This window comes from Kocuria sp. CPCC 205297 (assembly GCF_040981035.1).
Classification (GTDB): Bacteria; Actinomycetota; Actinomycetes; order Actinomycetales; family Micrococcaceae; genus Kocuria; species Kocuria marina.
Map to the genome: position 1 here is coordinate 85,253 of NZ_JAVKPY010000006.1, position 16,454 is coordinate 101,706.

A 16,454-nucleotide genomic window follows, 5' to 3' on the forward strand; every position below is an offset into this window, starting at 1 on the left:
GGAGAACGCCGTGTTCCTGCGCGACGCCGCCCCCGGGATCCATATGATCCAGAACCACAACGTGAACTGCTATGTCCTGGAGGACTCGGACGGCCTCACGGTCGTGGACGCCGGTCTGCCCAGGGTGTGGAACGAACTCGGGTGGGCCGTGCGCGAACTCGGCCACGCCCCGGAGGACATCAAAGCGCTCGTGTTGACCCATGCGCACTTCGACCACGTGGGGGTCGCCGCGAAACTCGTGGACCGGCTCGGGATTCCCGTTTACGCCCACCAGCGGGACAAGCACCTCGCGGCACACCCTTACAGCTACGCGCACGAGAACCCCACGGCCGTCTACCCGCTGCGTCACCCGCGCGCCGTGCCGATCCTCGCGTCCATGATCGCCGGTGGCGCCGCAATGGTGCGGGGCGTGACCGTGACCCGCGAGCTGACCGCGGGGGAGACCGTCCCCGTCCCGGGCCGCCCGCGGGTCGTGTTCACCGCGGGCCACACGTACGGGCACTGCGCGCTGTACGTCCCCACAGCGGACGCCGTGATATCGGGGGACGCGCTCGTGACCCTGGACCCCTACTCGGGTCTCACGGGCCCCCGCATCGTGGCTCGCGCCGCCACCGCGGACAGCGCGATGGCCGTGGAATCCCTCGCCGCACTCGAGGTCACGGGAGCCACCCTGGTGCTGCCCGGACACGGCGACCCGTGGCGTGAAGGCGTGGGACGCGCCGTCGAACTGGCCCGGGAGAACGGGGTCGCCTGAGGGTGCGCCGCCCGAGGGGCGGGCATCTTACGGCCCGGACGGGATTTCGTCCAGCACCGGTGTGGACAAACGGGCGCAGTTCGCCTAAGCTAGTACTTTGCGTTGTCCCTTATACATGCGTGCCTTCATATAGCGGTGGGCGCCGCAGGGGCGGTTGTCGACGAGCATCGAAAACCGGCCCCTTTTTCTCTCCCCGGGAACCTCGCGTATTCACTGCATGTCTGTGGAAGGATCACATCTTGGTCGCCTCGAGCACCGATACGAACGTCTCCGCCAACCACCCCACGAGTGATAACACTCCTCGCCGCGTTTCCTTCGCGAAGATCCACGAACCGCTGGACGTCCCCAACCTGCTCGCTCTGCAGACCGACAGCTTCGATCGGCTGGTCGGCAACGAGCGCTGGCAGGCACGCGTGGTCGAAGCCCAGGAGACGGGTGACACCAGCGTTCCCACGACCTCCGGTCTGTCCGACATCTTCGAGGAGATCTCCCCGATCGAGGACTTCCAGGGCACCATGTCCCTGTCCTTCTCCGAGCCGGAGTTCTACGACCCCAAGTACACAATGGTCGAGTGCAAGGACCGCGACGCGACCTTCTCGGCCCCGCTGTACGTCAAGGCCGAGTTCATGAACAACAACACGGGCGAGATCAAGCAGCAGACCGTGTTCATGGGCGACTTCCCCCTGATGACCGACAAGGGCACGTTTGTGATCAACGGCTCCGAGCGCGTCGTCGTCTCCCAGCTCGTGCGTTCCCCGGGTGCCTACTTCGAGAAGGGCCAGGACCGCACGTCCGACAAGGACATCTACTCCGCCAAGATCATCCCGTCCCGCGGTGCGTGGTTCGAGCTCGAGATCGACAAGCGCGATCAGGTGGGTGTGCGCCTGGACCGCAAGCGCAAGCAGTCCGTGACCGTGCTGCTCAAGGCGCTGGGCTGGACCGAGTCCAAGATCCTCGAGGAGTTCGGCGAGTTCGACTCCATCCGCGCGACGCTGGAGAAGGACACTACGGAGACCCGCGAGGAGGCGCTGCTGGACATCTACCGCAAGTTGCGCCCGGGGGAGCCGCCCACGGTGGACGCCGCCCAGTCCCTTCTGGACAACATGTACTTCAACCCCAAGCGCTACGACCTCGCCAAGGTGGGCCGCTACAAGCTCAACCGCAAGCTCGGTCTGGACAAGCCGTTCACGGACTCGGACGCCTCGGTGCTGTCCCTCGACGACATCGTCGCCATGATTCGCTACCTCGTGACCCTGCACGACGGCGGCTCCACCATGCCCGGTACGCGTGACGGCGAGGCCCGTGAGATCCACGTGGACGTGGACGACATCGACCACTTCGGCAACCGTCGCATCCGCGCGGTGGGCGAGCTGATCGAGAACCAGATCCGCACGGGTCTGTCCCGCATGGAGCGCGTGGTGCGCGAGCGGATGACCACCCAGGACGTCGAGGCGATCACGCCGCAGACCCTGATCAACATCCGCCCGGTCGTGGCCGCGATCAAGGAGTTCTTCGGGACCTCCCAGCTGTCGCAGTTCATGGACCAGAACAACCCGCTCGCGGGCCTCACGCACAAGCGTCGTCTATCCGCGCTGGGTCCCGGTGGCCTCTCCCGCGATCGCGCGGGCATGGAGGTCCGTGACGTGCACCCCTCGCACTACGGCCGCATGTGCCCGATCGAGACGCCGGAAGGCTCGAACATCGGTCTGATCGGTTCGCTCGCGACCTACGCGCGGATCAACCCGTTCGGTTTCATCGAGACGCCCTACCGCCGCGTCGTGGACGGCACCGTAACCAACGACGTCGTCTACCTCACCGCGGACGACGAGCGCGGGCTCACCATTGCGCAGGCCAACGCTCCGTTGACCGACGACGGTCGCTTCGCCGAGGACGCCGTCCTCGCGCGTGCCTCCGACGGCTCGGGTGAAGCGGTGCTCGTGGCCCCCACGGACATCGAGTTCATGGACGTGTCCCCGCGCCAGATGGTGTCGGTGGCCACCGCCCTGATCCCGTACCTCGAGCACGACGACGCCAACCGCGCGCTCATGGGCGCCAACATGCAGCGTCAGGCCGTGCCGCTGCTCACGTCCGAGGCGCCACTCGTGGGCACTGGTATGGAGCGCTACGCGGCCCTGGACGCCGGCGACTCGGTGTTGGCCACCAAGTCCGGCGTGGTCGAGGAAGTCTCCGCGGACCTCGTGACCGTCCTGAACGACGACGGCACCACCAAGCTCTACCCGATCAACAAGTTCGTGCGCTCGAACCCGGGCAACACGTACAACCAGCGCGTGATCGTCTCCGAGGGTGACCGCGTGGAGCCCCGCACCGTGATCGCGGACGGGCCCTCCACCGACCACGGTGAACTCGCACTGGGCAAGAACCTGCTGATCGCGTACATGTCCTGGGAAGGCCTCAACTACGAGGACGCCATCATCCTGTCCCAGCGCATGGTCTCCGAGGACGTCCTGACGTCCATCCACATCGAGGAGCACGAGATCGACGCCCGCGACACCAAGCTCGGTGCCGAGGAGATCACCCGTGACATCCCCAACGTGTCGGAAGAGGTGCTCTCCGCCCTGGACGAGCGCGGCATCATCCACATCGGTGCCGAGGTCCAGGCCGGTGACATCCTCGTGGGTAAGGTCACGCCCAAGGGCGAGACCGAACTGACCCCGGAGGAGCGGCTGCTGCGCGCGATCTTCGGTGAGAAGTCCCGCGAGGTCCGTGACACCTCCCTCAAGGTTCCCCACGGCGAGTCCGGCACCGTGATCGGTGTGCGCGTGTTCGACCGCGACGACGAGGACGACGACCTCCCGGCCGGCGTCAACCAGGTCGTGCGCGTGTACGTGGCGCAGAAGCGCAAGATCACGGACGGCGACAAGCTCGCCGGTCGTCACGGCAACAAGGGCGTCATCTCCAAGATCCTGCCCATCGAGGACATGCCGTTCATGGAGGACGGCACCCCCGTGGACGTGATCCTGAACCCGCTGGGCGTGCCCGGTCGTATGAACCTGGGCCAGGTGCTCGAGGTCCACACCGGTTGGCTCGCCAAGCAGGGCTGGAACATCGAGGGCGACCCCGAGTGGCTGCACGGTCTGAGCAACTTCCCGAAGTCCACCGGCCCCACTAACGTGGCCACCCCGGTGTTCGACGGCGCGCGCGAGGACGAGATCTTCGACCTGCTGGACCACACCAACCCCACGCGGGACGGTGACCGCCTGATCGGGCGTTCCGGCAAGGCCAAGCTCTACGACGGCCGTTCCGGTCAGCCGTTCCCGGACCCCGTGTCCGTGGGCTACCAGTACATCTTGAAGCTCCACCACCTGGTGGACGACAAGATCCACGCGCGCTCCACCGGCCCGTACTCCATGATCACCCAGCAGCCGCTGGGCGGTAAGGCGCAGTTCGGCGGTCAGCGTTTCGGTGAGATGGAGGTGTGGGCGCTCGAAGCGTACGGCGCGGCCTACACCCTGCAGGAACTGCTCACCGTCAAGTCGGACGACGTCCACGGCCGCGTCAAGGTGTACGAGGCGATCGTCAAGGGCGAGAACATCCCTGAACCGGGTGTGCCCGAATCCTTCAAGGTGCTCATCAAGGAAATGCAGTCCCTGTGCCTGAACGTGGAGGTCCTCTCCGCGGACGGTAACGCGGTGGAAATGCGTGATTCCGAGGACGACAGCTTCCGGGCTGCGGACGAACTCGGTATCGACCTCTCCCACTCCGAGCCCAGCTCGGTCGAAGAGGTCTGAGACCCCTTTCGTTCATCGATCAGCCCGAACACACTTCAGGATTTTAGAAAGAGGGACAGGACCTTATGTCCAACGATTCTTCACTGGGCCTCATGCGTATCGGCCTCGCGACCGCGGATCAGATCCGCGGCTGGTCCTACGGCGAGGTCAAGAAGCCCGAGACCATCAACTACCGCACGCTCAAGCCCGAGAAGGACGGCTTGTTCTGCGAGAAGATCTTCGGCCCCACCCGGGACTGGGAGTGCTACTGCGGTAAGTACAAGCGTGTGCGCTACAAGGGCATCATCTGCGAGCGCTGCGGCGTGGAGGTCACGCGCGCCAAAGTGCGTCGTGAGCGCATGGGTCACATCGAGCTCGCCGCTCCCGTGACCCACATCTGGTACTTCAAGGGCGTGCCCTCGCGCTTGGGATACCTGCTGGACCTCGCCCCGAAGGACCTCGAGAAGGTCATCTACTTCGCGGCGTACATGATCACGTCCGTGGACGAGCAGGCCCGTCACGACGACCTGCCCAACCTGCAGGCCGCGATCGACCGTGAGAAGAAGCAGCTCGAGGACACCCGCGACGCGGACATCAACGCGATCGCCCGTGACCTCGAGAACGATCTCGCGCGCGTCGAGGAAGAGGGTGGCAAGGCCGCCGAGAAGCGCAAGCTGCGCGACTCCGCGGACCGCCAGATGGCGAACGTGCGCAAGCGCGCCGATCGCGAGATCGACTACCTCGAGAAGGTCTGGGACCGCTTCAAGAACCTCAAGGTCAACGACCTCGAGGGCGACGAGGCCCTGTACCGCCAGATGGTGGACCGCTACGGCATGTACTTCGAGGGCTCCATGGGCGCCGAGTCCATCAAGAAGCGCCTCGAGACTTTCGACCTCGCTGCCGAGGCCGAGGCCCTGCGCGAGACCATCGCCACTGGCAAGGGCCAGCGCAAGACCCGTGCGCTCAAGCGTCTCAAGGTTGTCAACGCGTTCCTGACCACGGACAACTCGCCGCTCGGCATGGTCCTGGACGCCGTCCCGGTCATCCCGCCGGAACTGCGCCCCATGGTCCAGCTGGACGGCGGCCGCTTCGCGACGTCCGATCTCAACGACCTCTACCGTCGTGTGATCAACCGCAACAACCGCCTCAAGCGGCTGTTGGACCTCGGTGCGCCCGAGATCATCGTGAACAACGAGAAGCGCATGCTCCAGGAGGCCGTGGACTCGCTGTTCGACAACGGCCGCCGCGGTCGCCCGGTCACGGGCCCCGGCAACCGTGCGCTGAAGTCGCTGTCCGACATGCTCAAGGGCAAGCAGGGCCGCTTCCGTCAGAACCTGCTGGGCAAACGCGTGGACTACTCCGGTCGTTCCGTGATCGTGGTGGGCCCGCAGCTCAAGCTGCACCAGTGCGGGCTGCCCAAGCAGATGGCGTTGGAGCTGTTCAAGCCCTTCGTGATGAAGCGCCTCGTGGACCTCAACCACGCGCAGAACATCAAGTCCGCCAAGCGGATGGTGGAGCGCTACCGCCCGCAGGTGTGGGACGTGTTGGAAGAGGTCATCACGGAGCACCCCGTGCTGCTCAACCGCGCACCGACCCTGCACCGTCTGGGCATCCAGGCGTTCGAGCCGCAGCTCGTGGAGGGCAAGGCCATCCAGCTGCACCCGCTCGTGTGCGGCGCGTTCAACGCCGACTTCGACGGTGACCAGATGGCCGTGCACCTGCCGCTGTCTCCGGAGGCGCAGGCCGAGGCGCGTGTGCTGATGCTGTCCTCGAACAACATCCTCAAGCCCTCGGACGGCAAGCCGATCGCCCTGCCCTCGCAGGACATGATCATCGGCCTGTACCACCTCACCACCGTGCGTGAGGGTTGGGCCGGGGAGGGCAACAGCTACTCCTCCGTGGCCGAGGCCATCATGGCCGCGGACTCCGGTGAGCTGCACCTGAACTCGCGCTGCAAGATCGAGCTCGAGGACTTCGTGCCGTACGCCGGGTGGGAAGCGCCCGAGGGCTGGGAGCAAGGTCAGCCCGCCGTCGTGGAGACCACGCTTGGTCGCGTGCTGTTCAACGAGACGCTGCCTGCCGACTACCCGTGGGACGAGAACGTCGCGGACAAGAAGCACCTGTCCGCGCTCGTGAACGACCTCGCAGAGCGTTACCCCATGACCCAGGTGGCCAAGACCTTGGACAACCTCAAGGACGCCGGCTTCCACTGGGCTTCCCGATCGGGCGTCACCGTGGCCATCTCGGACATCGCCACCCCGCCGGAGAAGCCCGCCATCATGGAGGGCTACGAGGCGCAGGCCGCGCGGATCCAGGGCCAGTACGACAAGGGTCTGATCGACGACGACGAGCGCCGCTCCGAGCTCATCGACATCTGGTCCAAGGCCACCGATGAGGTCGCCGAGGCCATGCGCAACAACCTGACCGCCGGGAACACGATCAACCGGATGGTCTCCTCCGGTGCACGTGGTAACTGGATGCAGGTGCGTCAGATCGCGGGTATCCGTGGTCTGGTGGCGAACCCCAAGGGCGAGATCATGCCCCGACCGATCAAGTCCTCCTACCGTGAGGGCCTGTCCGTGTTGGAGTACTTCATCGCGACCCACGGTGCGCGTAAGGGCCTCGCGGACACCGCTCTGCGTACCGCCAACTCGGGTTACCTGACCCGTCGACTGGTGGACGTCTCGCAGGACGTGATCGTGCGAGAGTCCGATTGCCAGACGGTGCGCGGGTTGACCCTGCCGCTCGCGGACATCACCGACACCGGTGTGCGCACGCTGCACGAGGACATCGAGAACACGGTGCACGGCCGCGTGCTGGCCAGCGCCGTGGCGGACGAGAACGGCGAAGTGCTTGCCGAGGCGGGCGCGGACATGTCCGACGCCATGATCAACAAGCTCTACAACGCCGGTGTGGACCAGGTGCGCGTGCGCTCGGTCCTCACGTGCGAGTCCGCCGTGGGCGTGTGCGCCGCGTGCTACGGCCGTTCGCTGGCCACCAACCAGTTGGTGGACATCGGCGAGGCCGTGGGCATCGTGGCCGCCCAGTCCATCGGTGAGCCCGGTACCCAGCTGACCATGCGTACGTTCCACACCGGTGGTGTGGCGTCCTCGGACGGTGACATCACGCAGGGTCTGCCCCGTATCCAGGAGCTGTTCGAGGCCCGCACGCCCAAGGGCGTGGCCCCAATCTCCGAGGTGGCCGGCCGGATCCGCATCGAGGACACGGACAAGTCGCTGAAGATCGTGGTGGTCCCGGACAACGGTGACGAGGAGTTCGCCTACCCGGTGCTGCGCCGCGCCAAGCTGCTCGTCGCGGACGGCGATCACGTGGAGGTCGGTCAGCAGCTCGTGACCGGTGCCGTGGACCCCAAGGAGGTACTGCGTATCCGCGGTCCTCGTGAGGCGCAGAAGCACCTCGTGGATGAGGTCCAGGGCGTATACCGCTCCCAGGGCGTGGGCATCCACGACAAGCACGTGGAGGTCATCGTGCGCCAGATGCTGCGGCGCGTGACCATCATCGAGTCCGGCGACACCTCGTTGCTGCCGGGTGAACTGGTGGACAACGTGCGCTTCCTCGAGGCCAACCGCGCCGCGGTGGCGGAGGGCAAGCGTCCCGCGGCCGGGCGTCCGGAGCTCATGGGCATCACCAAGGCCTCCCTGGCCACGGACTCGTGGCTGTCCGCCGCGTCCTTCCAGGAGACCACCCGTGTGCTCACGCAGGCCGCCATGGAGGGCAAGTCGGATCCGCTTCTGGGTCTGAAGGAGAACGTGATCATCGGTAAGCTCATCCCCGCCGGTACCGGTCTGGAGCGGTACAACAGCGTGGACGTGGAGCCCACCGAGGAGGCCAAGGCCTCCATGTTCACGGATCCCTCCGCGTTCACCGATTTCAGCTACGCCGAGGAGAACGCCGGGGGGCTCGGTTCCGAGTTCCATGCGATCCCCCTGGACGACTACGATTTCGGCGGTCACTGAGCCGAGTAGGCGAGTGATCTGAGAGCCCGGGTGGGCTTCCCTTCGGGGAGGGCCACCCGGGCTCTCGCGTACCCGGACCCGTTCCGGACGACGGCGCGGTACCCGGCCACCGCGCCCCGGTTGCGACCGACCCGAACGCGTTCGTCCCGGTCGCGGCCACCCTCGCCGCAGCCTCGTGCCGGGAGAGGCACGGCCGCGGGGTCGTAGGCTGGAGCGGGCAAGGATCCCGCGGTTCGGCTTTCGCGGGAGCCATGAACGGAGGCGAAGCATGGCCAACTCGGCGTCCGGTGAATCACTGATCACCCGGTTCGATCGCGTCCTGGACGCGTTCGGCCCCGCGCGTCCCGAGCTGACCTTCCGCGAGATCTGCGCGGCCACCGGGTTGCCATCCTCCACGGTGCACCGGATCCTGGGGGACATGAAGCGCGCGAGGTGGCTCGAGTCCGGTTCCGCGCAGACCTACCGGGTGGGGACCCGGTTATGGGAGCTCGCGTCCCGCGCGGCATCCGCCGAGAACCTCGCAGCGGTCGCGATCCCGTTCATGTCGGACGTGCACGCGGTGTTGCGCCAACACGTGCACGTGGGGGTGATCGAGGGCCACGACGTCCTGTTCGCCGAGCGGATCGCCGCGAGTGACTCGGCGGTCCCACTGCGCTCGATCGTCGCCGGACGCCTTCCACTGCACCGCTCGGCCACGGGTCTCGCCCTGTTGTGCCACTGTTCGGACGAGTTCATCGCGCAGTACCATGACGCCGCCGCGGCGCGGGCGGTCGCGGACGAACCGGGCGGTGCCCTCGTGGGCAAGGAACGCTTCGCGGCGGACCTGCGGGTCTTCGCGGAGCGCGGTTATGCGATCCAGCGCGAACGCATCGACGAGGGCAGTGGGGGAGTGGCGGTCCCACTCAAGGTCCCCCCGGGGCACCGCGCGGCGGCCCTAGGAGCGGTGCTGCCCCTGAGCGACATGCGGGATCCGGACGTCTCGGCCATCGTGCAAACGTTACGGGTTGCCGGCCACGGGATCTCCCGCGCCCTGGGGGCATTCTGACAACCTCTTGTGGGTGATCTTAGCGGGAAACCCCTCCGCCCACGGCGCAACGGGGAGCCTCGTACCGGCCGCAGCCATGCCGTACCCCGCGTCACAGACGCGACCCCGTCCCATTGAACGGAATCAATGAGATACGCGCCATGTGGCTCCAACATAATGTGACCCACGACGTGCGCAAGGAGGACACATGCTCGAGGAGCGAACGATCATCGACACCCAGGTGGCCATCGTGGGGGCGGGGCCCGCCGGACTGATGCTCTCCCACCTGTTGTACCGGGCCGGGATCGACAACGTGGTCGTGGAGAAACGCAGCCACGACGAGATCGCTAACACCCACCGCGCGGGCATCCTCGAAGCGGGGACCGTGCAGATGCTCGCCGAGACCGGCGTGGACGGGCGCGTGCTGTCGCACGGCCACGAGCACGAGGGCACCGTACTGCGCTTCGAGGGCGAGAGCCGTCGGATCGACTTCCACAAGCTCGTGGGTCACTCCGTGTGGCTGTACCCCCAGAACGAGGTCTTTGTGGATCTTGCGGCGGCGCGCGAGCGCGACGGCGGTGACGTGCGCTGGGAAGTCACGGACACCGAGGTCCGGGACCTGACCACGGAGCAGCCCACGGTGCTGTGCACCACCAAGGAGGGCGAGAAGCTCGAGATCCGTAGCCGCCTGCTCGTGGGCGCGGACGGTTCCAAGGGCATCTGCAAGCGTCAGATCCCGCAGGACGTGCGCACGGACAATTTCATCGAGTACCCGTTCGCGTGGTTCGGGATCCTGTGCGAAGCGCCGCCGTCGGCCCCCGAGCTCATCTACGCGAACTCGCAGTACGGTTTCGCGTTGATCTCGCAGCGCAGCGACACCGTGCAGCGCATGTACTTCCAGTGCGACCCCAACGAGAACGTGGACGACTGGGACGACGAGCGGATCTGGACCGAGTTGCAGCGGCGCATCGACGGCCCGGACGGGTTGCAGCTGCAGCGCGGGCCCATCTTCGACAAAACCGTGCTGCCGTTCCGCTCGTACGTGTGCGAGCCCCTGCGCTACGGGAACATGTTCCTGGTGGGGGACGCCGGGCACACCGTGCCGCCCACGGGCGCCAAGGGTCTGAACCTCGCGTTCTGCGACGTGCGGGTGCTCGCGCCGGCGATCATCGAGTTCTTCGGTTCCGGTGACGAGCGCGGGTTGGCCGGGTACTCCGCCAAGGCCCTGGACCGGATCTGGAAAGCCCAGAACTTCTCGTACTGGGTCACCAACCTGATGCACATCCAGCCGGGGGAGAACCCCTTCAACATGAAGCGCCGCCGGGGCGAGTTCGAGACCGTCACGAACTCCACGTACGGCTCGGGCTACTTCGCCGAGTCATACACCGGCTGGCAGGACCGCACCTGAGCACACCGGACCTAGACTCCGATCCACTCACCCAAGGAGATGATCATGACCACCGAGAACGACGACACCTTCGACCCGCCGTACGTCAAGGGCGCGGACGACGCCGCCGACACCCAGAACCAGCTCAACGACGAGATGGCCGCCATCAGCAAGCAGTACGAGAAGGCCGGCACGGAGGAGACCCAGCCTCGTCTGGACTACGCCCCGTACCGCAGCTCGATCCTGCGTCACCCCACCAAGGACCCCCGCCACGCGGACCCGGAGACCATCGAGCTCTACGCGCCGGCCTTCGGCCAGCGGGACGTGCACGCGCTGGAGTCGGATCTGACAATCCAGGACGGCGGCGAGCCCATCGGTGAGCGGATCCGGATCTCCGGGCGCATCCTGGACGGCGACGGCCGCCCCGTGCGCAACCAGCTCGTGGAGATCTGGCAGGCCAACGCCGCCGGTCGCTACATCCACAAGCGCGATCAGCACCCGGCCCCGATCGACCCGAACTTCACGGGCGTGGGCCGCTGTCTGACGGGTGACGACGGTTCCTACTCGTTCATCACCATCAAGCCGGGCCCGTACCCGTGGAAGAACCACCTCAACGCGTGGCGCCCCGCGCACGTGCACTTCTCGCTGTTCGGCACGGACTTCACGCAGCGCATGATCACCCAGATGTACTTCCCGGGTGACCCGCTGTTCGCGTTGGACCCCATCTACCAGTCGATCGTGGACCCCAAGGCGCGCGAGCGTCTCGTGGCGGGCTACGACCACGACATCTCCGAGCACGAATGGCTGCTCGCCTACCGCTGGGACATCGTGCTGAGCGGTTCGAACCGAACCTGGACGGAGGACGACAGCAATGTCTGAGAACACTGAGCGCCTGGTGCCCACCCCGGGCCAGACCATCGGACCCTTCTACGGCTACGCGTTGCCCTACGAGGGCGGGGAGTTCCTCGTGGACCGTTCGCACCCGAACGCCGTGCGCCTGCACGGCACGGTGTACGACGGCCACGGCACGCCGGTTCCGGACTCCATGCTCGAGATCTGGCAGGCGGACGAGAACGGCCAGGTCTCGCAGGAGCCCGGTTCGCTCAAGCGGGACGGCTACACCTTCACCGGTTTCGGCCGCGTGGCGGTGGACAACGTGGGGCACTACGACTTCACCACGGTCAACCCCGGCCCTACCGAGGACGGCAAGGCCCCGTTCATCTGCCTCACGGTGTTCGCGCGCGGTCTGCTGAACCGCCTGTTCACCCGCGTGTACCTCCCCGAGGATACGGACGCACTGACCAACGATCCGCTGCTGTCCTCGCTGTCTGAGGCCGAACGCGCCACGATGATCGCAGAGCGTCAGTCGGACGGCTCGTTGCACTTCGACGTGCACCTGCAAGGGGACCGCGAGACCGTGTTCCTGGCCTACCCGGGGATCTCATGATCTTCACCGGTCTTCTCACCCCGGGGAGCCACCGAGCCGCAGAGCTCGCCGACGACCGTGCCGTGGCCCGCGCGATCCTCCGTGTGGAGGACGCGTGGGTCGCGGCCCAGTCGCGGTCCGGGCTCGTTGCGCCCGACGCCGCTCGGGCGGCCCACGCCGCAGCTGAAAGCGTGGCGCTCCACGAAGCGGCCCTGAACGACCTCGCGGTCGCGTCCGAGGGCGGGGGCAATCCCGTGATCCCCCTGCTCGCGGCCTACCGTGCGGCGGTCACCGAGAAGAACGGCGCGCCGATTAGTGCGGTGCACGCCTCGCTGACCAGCCAGGACGTCATGGACACGGCCCTCGCGCTGGTGATGCGTGACGTCCGCTCGAGCATCCTCGCGCACCTCGCCCGCACGGGGGACGCTCTCGCTCGCATCGTGGCTGAGCACCGCGACACCGTGATGGTCGGACGGACCCTCACCCAGCACGCACTCCCCATTTCTTTCGGTCTCAAGGCCGCCTCGTGGCTCGCAGCGGTCGACGACGCCGTGGACGCCGTGCTCGCCGCACGGCTTCCCGTGTCGTACGGCGGGGCGTCCGGGAGCCTGGCCGCCACGATGGCCCGCTGCTCCGACGGCGCAACGTCGGAGCAGACCTTCGGGCGGGTCACCGATTTGCTGGGCCACTGGGCGGACGAGCTCGGCCTGGAGCTGCCGAACGGTGTGTGGCACACCGACCGCGTGCCGGTGCTGCGGGTCGCGAGCGGCTACGCGCAGACCACCGCCGCACTGGCCCGCATGGCCAACGACGTCCTCATGATGTCCCGGCCGGAGGTGGGGGAGCTCCGCGAACCCACCGCGGAGGGGCGAGGTGTTTCCTCGGCCATGCCGCAGAAGCAGAACCCCGTGCTGAGCGTGCTGCTCAAGCGCACGGGCATCGCGGCCCCGGGGCTGCTGTCCCAGGTGTTCGCGGGTGCGAGCGCCGCGGACGACGAACGCCCGGACGGCGGCTGGCATGCCGAATGGGCCGCGTTGCGCGAGCTCGCGGTACTGGCGACCGCGGCGTCGTCGCACGCTGCCGAGCTGGCCGGGGGGCTCACGGTGGACACCGAGCGCATGGCGCAGAACCTCGAGCGCGCGGGAACGGGCGTGATGGCGGAACGGCTGAGCGCGGCACTCGCGCCGATGCTGAGCGAGCGCGAGGGCAAGAACGCGAAGCAGCGCGTGCAGGCCGCGGTGCGCGCTGAGCCGTGGGACGCGGACGCGCTCGCGAGCGCCCTGGCGCGGGAGATCGCGGCGGAAGAGGACCCGACTCTGCCCGAGGGAGTGTCCGTCGGGGATCCGCAGTCCGTGACCCGCTGGGTCCGGAGCCTGCTGGACCCGCGCGGTTACCTGGGTGCGTCGGGCGAACTGTGTGATCGGGCCGTGGCCCGGCACGAGGAAAGGACGACGGCATGACGGTTCCCGCACGGGGACTCGTGGAATTCACCCGACCGCAGGACCTCGCGGAGGGTGCGCCCCTCGTGGTGCTCGGCCCCGCACTGGGCACCTCGGTCACCCATCTCTACGCGGCCGTGGCCCCGCTGCTGGCCGAGCGGTTCCACGTGATCGGCTGGGACCTTCCGGGCCACGGGGTCAGCGATCCCGCGCAGGAATTCACGCTCGGAGAACTCGCCCGCGCCGTGGCGGACGCCGTCACCGAGCGCACCGGTGCGCGGTCGTGGCACATGGCGGGGACCTCGATCGGGGGAGCGGCGGTGCAGCAATTGCTCGCCCAGGATCCCGAGCGGGTGGCGTCCGCGGCGTTGATCGCCACGAGCAACTACTTCCCGGACCCGCGGATGTGGCGCGAGCGCGCCGAGCTCGTCGCGAGTGCCGGCACACCCACCCAGGTGATCGAGTGTGCCAAGGCGTGGTTCGCCCCCGATTTCCTGGCCGAGCACTCGGAACGCGGGACCCCGCTGCTGCACGACCTGCAGGGGACGGACCGGTTCAGTTACGCCGCGGCCTGCCGTGCGCTGGGTGGTTTCGACCTGCGGGAGCGCACGCGCCCCGCGCCCGTCCCCACCGCAGTCGTGGCCGGTGCGCAGGACGCCATGGTGGGGCCCGACGTCGCCCAGGGTCTCGCGGACGCGCTGCACGCGCGCTGCGAGGTCGTCGACGACGCCGCCCACCTCGTACCTGTGGCCGCACCCGAGCTCGTGGCCCACACGATCGCGGAGCTCGTGGCGGCCGCGCGCTGACGCGGTCCACGCGCGCTCGATCGATCCGCGGCACCCGCGGGGAGCCGCGAGCGCACGAGACACGGATTCACGGGACGCGGCATGACGGGCCACGAGCTCGGGAACGACGACACGAACCAGCACGAGACCAGGAACGAGGAACAAACATGAACCCACGCTCGCAACGCACCGAAGCACAGGCCCTGCAGGACGGGATGACCGTGCGCCGGGAGGTGCTCTCGGACGCCCACGTGGACCGCGCGGAGTCCGGCAAGACCGAGTTCACGGAGGACTTCCAGGACTTCATCTCGCGCTACGCGTGGGGCGAGATCTGGACCCGGCCCGGCCTGGACCGCCGGATGCGCAGCGCGTGCGTGTTGACCGCGCTGATCGCCGCCGGTCACTGGGAGGAGTTCGAGATGCACGTCAAGGCGGCGTTGCGCAACGGGCTGAGCATGGACGAGATCAAGGAGATCCTGCTGCAGTCCGCGATCTACCTCTCCGTCCCGTCCGCCAACAACGCGTTCAAGCACGCGCAGAAGGCGCTGTCGGAGTACTCGGGCTGACCGGAATTGTTCGCCATGCGAACAGATGTTCACATGGCGAGCACGGCGCTCTAGACTGACCACATGCAACGCGGTGACCGGACACCCGAGCCCGGCGCCGCCCCGGCCGCGGCCGGGTGAGTTACCACGGTGAGGATCCCCATGAACCACGCATACGTCTACGACGCCATCCGTACCCCGTTCGGGAAGGTGGGTGGCGCGCTCGCGAGCCACCGTCCCGACGACCTCGCGGCCCTCGTGGTGCGCACGCTCGTGGAGCGCGCACCCGAGCTGGACCCCGCCACGATCGACGAGGTCTACTTAGGCAACGCCAACGGCGCCGGTGAGGAGAATCGCAACGTGGCGCGCATGGCCACGCTGCTCGCGGGTCTGCCCGTGTCCGTTCCCGGCTCCACGATCAACCGGTTGTGCGGTTCGTCCTTGGACGCCGCGATGATGGGCTCCCGTCAGATCGAGGTGGGGGAAGGGGACTTGCTGCTCGTGGGCGGCGTCGAGTCCATGTCTCGCGCGCCGTGGGTGCTGCCCAAGACCGAGCGGCCCTACCCCATGCAGAACCTCGAGCTCGCCAACACGACCCTGGGCTGGCGTCTCGTGAACCCGGACATGCCGAGCGAGTGGACGGTGTCCCTCGGTGAGGCCACCGAGCAGTTGCGCGAGAAGCACGGCATCTCGCGCGAGGACCAGGACGCGTTCGCGGCCACCTCCCACCAGCTCGCGGCCAAGGCGTGGGACGAGGGCAAGTACGACGACATCACGGTCAGCGTGGCACCCAACACCAAGAAGGGCGTGGAGCTCACCCGGGACGAAACCGTGCGCGGGGACTCCACCCCGGAGACGCTCGCCGGTCTGCGCACCGTGTTCCGCAGCGGTGACAACGCGACCGTCACCGCCGGTAACTCCTCTCCCATGAACGACGGCGCGTCCGCCGTGTGGCTCGGCAGCGAGCGCGGTGCGCAGCTGCTCGGTCGCGAGCCCATCGCCCGTATCGCCGGCCGCGGTGCCGCCGCCAACGAACCACAGTTCTTCGGTGAGGCGCCCGTGGAGGCGGCCAACATCGCCGTGCGCCGCGCGGGGATCACGTGGGACGACGTCGCCGCCGTGGAACTCAACGAGGCCTTCGCCGCGCAGTCGCTCGCGTGCCTGCGCCAGTGGGGTGTGGACCAGAGCATCGTCAACCAGTGGGGCGGGGCCATCGCGATCGGCCACCCGCTCGGCGCCTCCGGGACCCGCGTGTTGGGGACCCTGGCCCGCCGGTTGCAGGAGAGCGGGCAGCGCTGGGGTGTGGCCAGCCTGTGCATCGGCGTGGGGCAGGGCCTCGCGGTGGTGCTCGAGAACGAGAACGCCCAGGGCTGAGACCCCTCCAACCTT

The 16,454-nt window shown here is 67.7% G+C and carries 11 protein-coding genes; all 11 read left to right on the plus strand.

The window, feature by feature from the left end:
- The first annotated feature begins 10 nt into the window (after window positions 1-10).
- Complete coding sequence (locus RF650_RS07015) at window positions 11-754, plus strand: MBL fold metallo-hydrolase (RefSeq protein WP_098054410.1); 744 nt, start codon at window positions 11-13, stop codon at window positions 752-754.
- Window positions 755-993: 239 nt separating this feature from the next.
- On the plus strand, window positions 994-4,503 hold the full coding sequence (gene rpoB / locus RF650_RS07020; RefSeq protein ID WP_131332461.1) for a DNA-directed RNA polymerase subunit beta: 3,510 nt from the start codon (window positions 994-996) through the stop codon (window positions 4,501-4,503).
- Window positions 4,504-4,568: 65 nt separating this feature from the next.
- A complete protein-coding gene (locus RF650_RS07025; RefSeq protein ID WP_064845224.1) occupies window positions 4,569-8,459 on the plus strand; it encodes a DNA-directed RNA polymerase subunit beta' in 3,891 nt (1,296 codons plus the stop codon).
- Between the two features lie 268 nt (window positions 8,460-8,727).
- Window positions 8,728-9,504 carry an IclR family transcriptional regulator gene (locus RF650_RS07030; protein ID WP_368814492.1) on the plus strand — a complete coding sequence of 259 codons (777 nt, stop codon included), beginning with the start codon at window positions 8,728-8,730 and terminating at the stop codon, window positions 9,502-9,504.
- A 187-nt stretch (window positions 9,505-9,691) separates the two neighbouring features.
- Window positions 9,692-10,891, plus strand: coding sequence for a 4-hydroxybenzoate 3-monooxygenase (locus RF650_RS07035; RefSeq protein WP_368814493.1), 1,200 nt, complete (start codon window positions 9,692-9,694; stop codon window positions 10,889-10,891).
- Between the two features lie 45 nt (window positions 10,892-10,936).
- Window positions 10,937-11,749 carry a protocatechuate 3,4-dioxygenase subunit beta gene (gene pcaH, locus RF650_RS07040; protein WP_368814494.1) on the plus strand — a complete coding sequence of 271 codons (813 nt, stop codon included), beginning with the start codon at window positions 10,937-10,939 and terminating at the stop codon, window positions 11,747-11,749.
- Window positions 11,742-12,317 (plus strand): protocatechuate 3,4-dioxygenase subunit alpha, encoded by a 576-nt coding sequence (pcaG, locus tag RF650_RS07045; RefSeq protein WP_368814495.1) that lies wholly within the window; start codon window positions 11,742-11,744, stop codon window positions 12,315-12,317. The genes pcaH and pcaG overlap by 8 nt, the downstream gene beginning before the upstream one ends.
- On the plus strand, window positions 12,314-13,756 hold the full coding sequence (locus tag RF650_RS07050) for a lyase family protein (protein ID WP_368814496.1): 1,443 nt from the start codon (window positions 12,314-12,316) through the stop codon (window positions 13,754-13,756). Before pcaG ends, RF650_RS07050 begins: the two co-directional genes overlap by 4 nt.
- Window positions 13,753-14,541, plus strand: coding sequence for an alpha/beta fold hydrolase (locus RF650_RS07055; RefSeq protein ID WP_368814497.1), 789 nt, complete (start codon window positions 13,753-13,755; stop codon window positions 14,539-14,541). Before RF650_RS07050 ends, RF650_RS07055 begins: the two co-directional genes overlap by 4 nt.
- Window positions 14,542-14,687: 146 nt before the next feature.
- Window positions 14,688-15,086: a carboxymuconolactone decarboxylase family protein gene (locus tag RF650_RS07060; RefSeq protein ID WP_145002924.1), complete on the plus strand. Its 399-nt coding sequence runs from the start codon at window positions 14,688-14,690 to the stop codon at window positions 15,084-15,086.
- 141 nt (window positions 15,087-15,227) lie between these two features.
- Entirely contained in the window at window positions 15,228-16,439 is a 1,212-nt protein-coding gene (locus RF650_RS07065) for a thiolase family protein (RefSeq protein WP_064845217.1), read from the plus strand.
- Window positions 16,440-16,454: the final 15 nt, after the last annotated feature.